Source organism: Vulcanisaeta sp. EB80 (assembly GCF_002078205.2).
This window is the reverse complement of sequence record NZ_LCWN02000022.1, coordinates 21,797-28,141: the sequence shown is the minus strand read 5'-3', so window position 1 is coordinate 28,141 and position 6,345 is coordinate 21,797. Positions and strand designations below refer to the sequence as shown.

8 protein-coding genes are annotated in these 6,345 nt (G+C 45.7%); 2 read left to right on the top strand and 6 right to left on the bottom strand.

The window, feature by feature from the left end; genetic code table 11:
* Window positions 1-130: 130 nt before the first annotated feature.
* On the bottom strand, window positions 131-496 hold the full coding sequence (locus B7L70_RS05645; protein WP_081226913.1) for a hypothetical protein: 366 nt from the start codon (window positions 494-496) through the stop codon (window positions 131-133).
* Window positions 497-582: 86 nt separating this feature from the next.
* The gene (locus tag B7L70_RS05640; RefSeq protein ID WP_081226912.1) at window positions 583-1,365 is read right to left on the bottom strand and encodes a CBS domain-containing protein; all 783 of its coding nucleotides are present in this window, start codon (window positions 1,363-1,365) and stop codon (window positions 583-585) included.
* Window positions 1,366-1,484: 119 nt separating this feature from the next.
* On the opposite strand from B7L70_RS05640, the gene B7L70_RS05635 reads away from it, so the two are divergent.
* Both B7L70_RS05635 and B7L70_RS05630 read left to right on the top strand, forming a co-directional pair.
* Window positions 1,485-2,993 (top strand): aldehyde dehydrogenase, encoded by a 1,509-nt coding sequence (locus tag B7L70_RS05635; protein WP_238376122.1) that lies wholly within the window; start codon window positions 1,485-1,487, stop codon window positions 2,991-2,993.
* Between the two features lie 179 nt (window positions 2,994-3,172).
* Entirely contained in the window at window positions 3,173-3,859 is a 687-nt protein-coding gene (locus B7L70_RS05630; RefSeq protein ID WP_081226911.1) for a hypothetical protein, read from the top strand.
* Here B7L70_RS05630 and B7L70_RS13735 read toward each other — a convergent pair.
* From B7L70_RS13735 to B7L70_RS05615, 4 genes are read right to left on the bottom strand one after another with little or no spacing between them, the layout of a single operon-like run.
* Entirely contained in the window at window positions 3,834-3,998 is a 165-nt protein-coding gene (locus B7L70_RS13735) for a hypothetical protein (RefSeq protein WP_202908696.1), read from the bottom strand. The genes B7L70_RS05630 and B7L70_RS13735 overlap by 26 nt on opposite strands.
* On the bottom strand, window positions 3,998-4,600 hold the full coding sequence (locus B7L70_RS05625; protein WP_081226910.1) for a hypothetical protein: 603 nt from the start codon (window positions 4,598-4,600) through the stop codon (window positions 3,998-4,000). Before B7L70_RS05625 ends, B7L70_RS13735 begins: the two co-directional genes overlap by 1 nt.
* Window positions 4,601-4,624: 24 nt before the next feature.
* On the bottom strand, window positions 4,625-5,530 hold the full coding sequence (locus B7L70_RS05620) for a hypothetical protein (RefSeq protein ID WP_081226909.1): 906 nt from the start codon (window positions 5,528-5,530) through the stop codon (window positions 4,625-4,627).
* The gene (locus B7L70_RS05615) at window positions 5,523-6,320 is read right to left on the bottom strand and encodes a GTPase (RefSeq protein WP_081226908.1); all 798 of its coding nucleotides are present in this window, start codon (window positions 6,318-6,320) and stop codon (window positions 5,523-5,525) included. Before B7L70_RS05615 ends, B7L70_RS05620 begins: the two co-directional genes overlap by 8 nt.
* Between the last annotated feature and the right edge of the window lie 25 nt (window positions 6,321-6,345).

Here is a 6,345-nt window from a genome sequence, read left to right as displayed (position 1 = left end):
AGGGTATTTTGTTTATTTTTGTTTGGTTTGTTATTGTTATTGTGGCTATGTATGAGTTCCATGGCGTTTCTATGTAGTTCATGGTATTGCCGTTGGTGTCTATTCCAGCCAGTGTGTAGCCATTGTATGGCTATATTATGAGTGTTATTGTTGTGTTAATGGGTAGCGCGAGGTTATTACTCACTAGTCCATTGAGCATTAATGAGCTCATTGGGAGCTCGGGTTTGTTTATGAGCATTATCAAACCACCACCATAACTCATATTCAAACCAACACCAACCATTGATCCACAACTAATCAGAACAGTCACGTAATTGGCACCATTACTCAACGTAATCTCGTTAGAAGGCTCATAGGTTATTGAAGGACTGGGGCAGTTACCGACCGAGGAAGCATTGGGAGACACCAGTACCAGGCCAATCAGGAAAAGCAGGGCCAACTGCTTGGAGCCGGTGCCATTATAAACGGCATACCAATTATCGGATGCATTAGCCATTAATAAATTAGAGTTTTAGAGTTACATTTAATTGAAAATGAATCAAATAAACATATAATGCAATGTGTTTCTTGTTATCTCTTCATTTAGGGGTATGGTTTGATTTCACGTATTAGGTCTTTCTCGGTGATTATTCCCATGAGTACTCCCCTCTCGACTACCGGTAGGGAGCTTACGTTGTTTCTCCTCATTAGGTCTATGGCGTCTATTACTGAGGCGCTGGGGTCTATTGTCACTGGGTTGTGGCTCATTAGGGATGTGATTGGGTAGCTTTGGTCGATGTTTCTCCCTGCCTCGAGTTGTTTCAGGGTGTACCTTAGTATGTCTCTGATGGACAGTATGCCCATTACCCTATTGCCCCTCGTTATTACGAGATGACGAATTTCATGCGTTGCCATGCTCTTGATTGCATCGCTTATCGTTGATTCCGGACCCAGGGTTTTTGGGTTTTTGCTCATTATGTCAAACACCCTACGTTGTTTAAATAATTGGCTGGGTAGTTTACGCACGATATCTCTCTCGGTGATTATACCCACCACCTTATCACCATCGAACACTAATGCTGCATCGGCATTCGAATCTATCATGCGCCTCACCACCTCGCCAACATAGTCGTTGGATAGTGCCTTAACGTAACCCGTGCCAACCATGATGCCTCCAACAGAGCCACTCAATACCTGCTGTCCCTCCTTATCGATACCCTTAATCGTGCTTAAGGCCGTGACCATGCCTATTATGGAGTTACTCCTGGTGATTGGTACGTGCCTAAAGTCGTGGTTCACCATGAGCCTTATTGCGTCGATAACCTTTGCATTGTCTTCAAGTGTTAATACGCGTGAGGTCATGATTTCCCTAGCGAGTATTGGCATAATTACTCACATTATATAGCTGTAATTAAATGTATTTATGCATTATTGCGTGGTGATGGTTAGTAAGATTTACCTCTTAAACCCCTAAACTTTTAATAAAATGGCGTTAACTTATCGTAATGTTGAGGGAGTTAAAGGTCAATATATTGGGTCCTGTACACCTTCCAGAGCTTCCCCGCGAGTTCCAGGATACGATGGTGAAGTTTGGCGTGTTCAGGGTGTTTATTGGTGGTTCCTGGATAGACTTCGGTAGTTACATGCCCGTGAAGTCTCCGGTAAATAATGAGGTTTTTGCGTATGTGAATAAGCTGGAGCCCGAGCACGTAGATGCGGCTGTTGAGAAGCTTCATAGTTCATGGTGGTCATTGAAGGGCATACCTGCGCATAAGAGGGCTGATTTAATAATGAAGGTTGCTGATTTCATTAGTGAGTACAGGAGCCTGTTCAGGGATGTCCTGGTTCTCGAGGGCGGCAAGCCCATGGGTGAGGCTGAGGGTGAGGTCCAATCTACAATCGATAGGTTAAGAATGATTCATCAGGACCTGGGTAGGTTACTTGATGTTGGTATACCTGGTGAGTATGGCGCCGGTACTGAGAATAAGTACGCAATAGTTGTTAGGGAACCTGTCGGTGTTGTTGCAGCCATAGCGCCATTCAATTACCCACTATTTACACCCATGGTTAAGGCGGCAACGGCGTTGCTGGCGGGTAACCCAGTGATCCTTAAGCCGTCAAGCTACACACCAATCATGGGCGTGTTAATTGCTAAGGCCTTTGAGTACGCAGGTTTGGGGAACTATTTTGCCCTAGTCACGGGCCCTGGTGCCAGTATTGGCGATGCCCTGGTGATGCACCCATTGGTTAGGGCTATATCACTTACGGGTAGTACGGAGACGGGGTTGAGAGTCCTCAGGATGGCTGGCTTGAAGAAGTTACAGCTGGAGCTTGGCGGTAAGGCACCGGCGATAGTTCTCGAGGATGCAGACCTGAGGTTGGCGGCTAATAAGATAGCCACTGGTTCCCTACGCCTGTCAGGGCAGAGGTGTGACGCCATCAGTAGAGTCATAGTACTGGATAGCGTGGCAGACGAGTTTGTTGAGTTATTGATTAAGGAGGTTGAGGGTTGGGTTGTCGGTGATCCCAGGGATCCCAAGGCTGCGATGGGGCCGTTAATCAGCATTAATGCTGTGGAGAGGGTGCACTCAATGGTGGATGACGCATTGGTGAAGGGTGGAAAACTAGTGCATGGTGGTGGTTATTGGCTAACATACCATGAAGCCACAGTCGTTGATCACGTGGATAGAAGGGCTAGGCTTGCTGTTGAGGAGACCTTCGGTCCCGTGATACCCATTATTAGGGTTAGGGATGTTGATGAGGCCATTGAGGTGGCTAACGAGGTTAGGTACGGGTTAGACGCGGCAGTCTTCGGTAAGGACATAGACACTCTCTGGCGTGTGGCTAGGTCAATCGAGGTTGGTGAGATTACAATAAATGACTTTCCACGCCACGGTCTTGGACTCTTCCCATTTGGTGGGGTTAAGGACTCGGGCATTGGCAGGGAGGGTGTGGGCTTCTCAATAGAGGATGTAACCGAATTGAAAACAATCGTGATATCATTGCATCGGTGATTCACGCATCGATCACATCCACGAAGGAAGAAATCTTAATGCTAAGGATTAAGGTGAATAATGATTGTAATAGCATTTGTTGGTCAGTCCCTGACCCACCAATCATAGGTTCAGTTGCCGCTTCTCATCACGTTAAGGAGTAATGGATTAAATAAAATTAAATAATTTTTGCCGTATTTATGATTGTGGAGAGGCTTGCTAAATCCTTAATGGTGCTTTCTAAGGATGGAGTCTTCACCCGCGAATCCCTTGAGAGATTAAGTGGTCTAGGTGGTTCGATCGTTGAATCTTTCCTTAATGAGTTGTTGAGTGATGGTGCTATTACTAGGGTAGGTGAGGGCTATAGGGTTAACATGAGACCTCACGCGCTGATTAGGTATTTCATGAATAAGGGATTGAGTGTTGACCTTGAGGAAATAAGCGGCTTCCTTCCCTGGGATGAGTTCGAGGCCTTGATAAGGCTTATTTTTGAGGAGTGGGGGTTCAGGGTCGTCAGTAGGCTCAGGGTCCCCGTCGTTGGTACCAGGGTTGAGTTTGATGTCATTGCCTATAGGGAGCCAAGGGTCTTACTGATAGAGGCTAAGCGTTGGAGGAGGGTTTCTGGAAGCTTGTCCGCTATCGTTAAGAGGCACCTTGAGAAGGTCGAGTTGGTGTCTAGGGGGCCAGAGGTTTTGATGAATAGGTTAGGGGTTAGGTGGGGTGAGGCCTTGTTAATACCCGTCGTTATTACCTGGCATAAGGCTGGCATGAGTATGCTTGAGGGTGTACCTATCGTGAGTATTTACCAGGTTAATTCATTCATAATGGAGCTTGATGGTATCGTTGATTACGTAAGGGCATTCAGGGTTTCCTGGAGGCATCTTTGATCCTGGCATAGCAATCTGGGCAGGCATAGACCTTGAACACCATGCCCAACTCCTTAACCTCATAATCAACTATGTAGTACTCCCTAACCCTCCTTAGGCAGAAGAAGCATATAACGCCCTTATTACCAACCCTCTTCATTACCCTGACTCCTCCGTCTCCTCCTCGCTCTTAAGCATAACGGTCATGCTCATTAATTGATCAATGTCTGGGTATAAGCTTTCTATTGTCTGCGTTTCTCTATATAACCATGTACTAACCGTAAGTAGTGCAGCACTGATTAGGTACATTGTTGATGAGAGCCCGACGTATGCATTAACACCCACTAATAAGTACGTGCTAGTTGGGTTGCCGTCCAAGTATATGGGTGTTGGTATGGGTAATGCGAATATTAGGGAGAAAGCTAGCATTAGCATTACTCCAAAGATGAGGGGGTCGGATATGCTGAATTTAACATTTCTTCCTCTGACTAGTATTACCATGGATATCACGATACCCACGAAGACAAGTATTGGTGATAAGTAATCAATGGAGTCCAGGAATTGGGAGTAGCCCTTAATGGGTGTTAGGGTTAATGAGCCATTAATGTCGTTAACTACCAGTTCCATTCCAGGTGTTACGTTGACGATTTTACTTATGCCTGGCAAGGGTGGGCTCGTTATTATTGGTATAGTTATTCTTATGCTTGACATCACAAGGATAATTATACCAATCACGATGAACGCAATTGCTACTTTTCTCATTACCTATCGCCCAGAATTTTCCTCCTAAGTTTTAAGGTTTTCTCTATCAACTTCTAATGAATTGGTATTTCTCGCACCCATAATACTGCTCCTAATGACTCCCTTGAGTTGATAGACAAGCGAGTAATCACCGTCAACCCACCTCCTAATTCCATCAAGTAATGCATCGACAGGGTTCCTCGTAAATAATGGCTCAAGAACCTTCCTCATGCTATCCAAGCGTCTTATTACGTTGGATGGGTCTGCAGAAATCGTTGTAAAGTCATAAACACGGGCAATGGGTATTGCGGAGAGCTTTGTTGACCAATGGAGTGATAGTGGGACCCTATACATCCTAACCTTAAGCATCGTATTTCCGCCTATCACAACATCATCACCAAGCCTCTGGTATAATTCCATGGACTTCATGCTCCTATGCACAACCTCATTAACAACATCAACCAATGCCCTCAAATCCTCAGGGTTGACCTCCCTCGACAACATTGATATCACCTTAAACCCATTCATGCCGTCAAAAATTACGGCATTGTGCACAAGCCCCAACTGCTCAAAGGTTATGCGTACCGCCGTTGTTAATAGGTCCATAAGCTCGAGACCCCTATCACTCATCCAAACGCCCTTACCGCCCTTAATATCGATTATGACCATATCGATACCCCTAGACGCGGCTGCGTTAACGGAGGCCATGAAGTCCACACCACCCAGCTTCACGTACTTTATCAACTCATCCTTAGTGCTAAGTATTATTGGCAACTTACTACCGTCCTCATGCTTAACCCTAGTCATCAGCATTGCGGAATCACCAACCTGCCTAATTACTGCGGCCTTCCTACCGCTCAAGAACTTCATCATTAGATCACCCACAATATCGTAATACTTAATGGGCCTGACCGACGGCTTTAGTACCATTGGTATCAATTTCTTAGGCATTTCTATCACCCGGCCTATAGTAGTAGGTGAGTTTGCCAAGTATCCAGTCCCTAATCACAGCTATGGCCGCCTCCCTAATATTTACCTTACCGCCCCTCATTAACAACCCCCTCCTTCTACCAACCAACTCCAATAGTTCCATTGGATCCTCGGAATCAACGCCATACCTCTCCATAAATGCCTTGGGGTTGAATGACTTAATTCTCATTATTAACTTTATCGCTGGTACTACAGGGTCATCAAGCTTCGACGGGTCTATCGCGCCCTTAATGACTAATAAGGCTTCATCCTTAACTTCCTCAACAGGTACTACACCCGGCGTATCTATTACTATCAACCACTGCTTAGCCCTAACTATTTGTTCGCCAATTGTCCAACCAGGTACTGGGCTTGTTTCAGCCACATGCCTACCCTTTAGGTAATTGATTATTGTTGATTTACCCACGTTTGGGTAACCAACCACGGAAACCCTCACCGGAAGCCTGGGTGCGTACCTCTTGATATTAACAATCAACTTCCTAGTTCCAAGCCTACCCCTGGCGCTTATGAACACCGTGGGGTAATCCCTCTCGAGGAATCTTCTCCATTCCTTAAGCACCTCCATGGGCACTAGGTCGGCTTTGTTGATAACCATCATTAACGACTTCCCCAACCTATTAACGAGATCCTCCAGTCTCCTATTCCTTGTCTCGACAGGATCCCTCGCATCAATAACCTCAAGCACTAAATCGCTCATTTCGAGAACGCTCCTAACCCTCCTCCATGCCTCCTCCTGACTAACCCTACTCATTCAAGTGAGCTATGTTTTTGCAATA

Bases quoted from the DNA above. Each gene is read 5' to 3' on its own strand.
- B7L70_RS05645 (WP_081226913.1), bottom strand. From the start codon at position 496: ATGGCTAATGCATCCGATAATTGGTATGCCGTTTATAATGGCACCGGC.
- B7L70_RS05640 (WP_081226912.1), bottom strand. From the start codon at position 1,365: ATGCCAATACTCGCTAGGGAAATCATGACCTCACGCGTATTAACACTT.
- B7L70_RS05635 (WP_238376122.1), top strand. From the start codon at position 1,485: ATGTTGAGGGAGTTAAAGGTCAATATATTGGGTCCTGTACACCTTCCA.
- B7L70_RS05630 (WP_081226911.1), top strand. From the start codon at position 3,173: ATGATTGTGGAGAGGCTTGCTAAATCCTTAATGGTGCTTTCTAAGGAT.
- B7L70_RS13735 (WP_202908696.1), bottom strand. From the start codon at position 3,998: ATGAAGAGGGTTGGTAATAAGGGCGTTATATGCTTCTTCTGCCTAAGG.
- B7L70_RS05625 (WP_081226910.1), bottom strand. From the start codon at position 4,600: ATGAGAAAAGTAGCAATTGCGTTCATCGTGATTGGTATAATTATCCTT.
- B7L70_RS05620 (WP_081226909.1), bottom strand. From the start codon at position 5,530: ATGCCTAAGAAATTGATACCAATGGTACTAAAGCCGTCGGTCAGGCCC.
- B7L70_RS05615 (WP_081226908.1), bottom strand. From the start codon at position 6,320: ATGAGTAGGGTTAGTCAGGAGGAGGCATGGAGGAGGGTTAGGAGCGTT.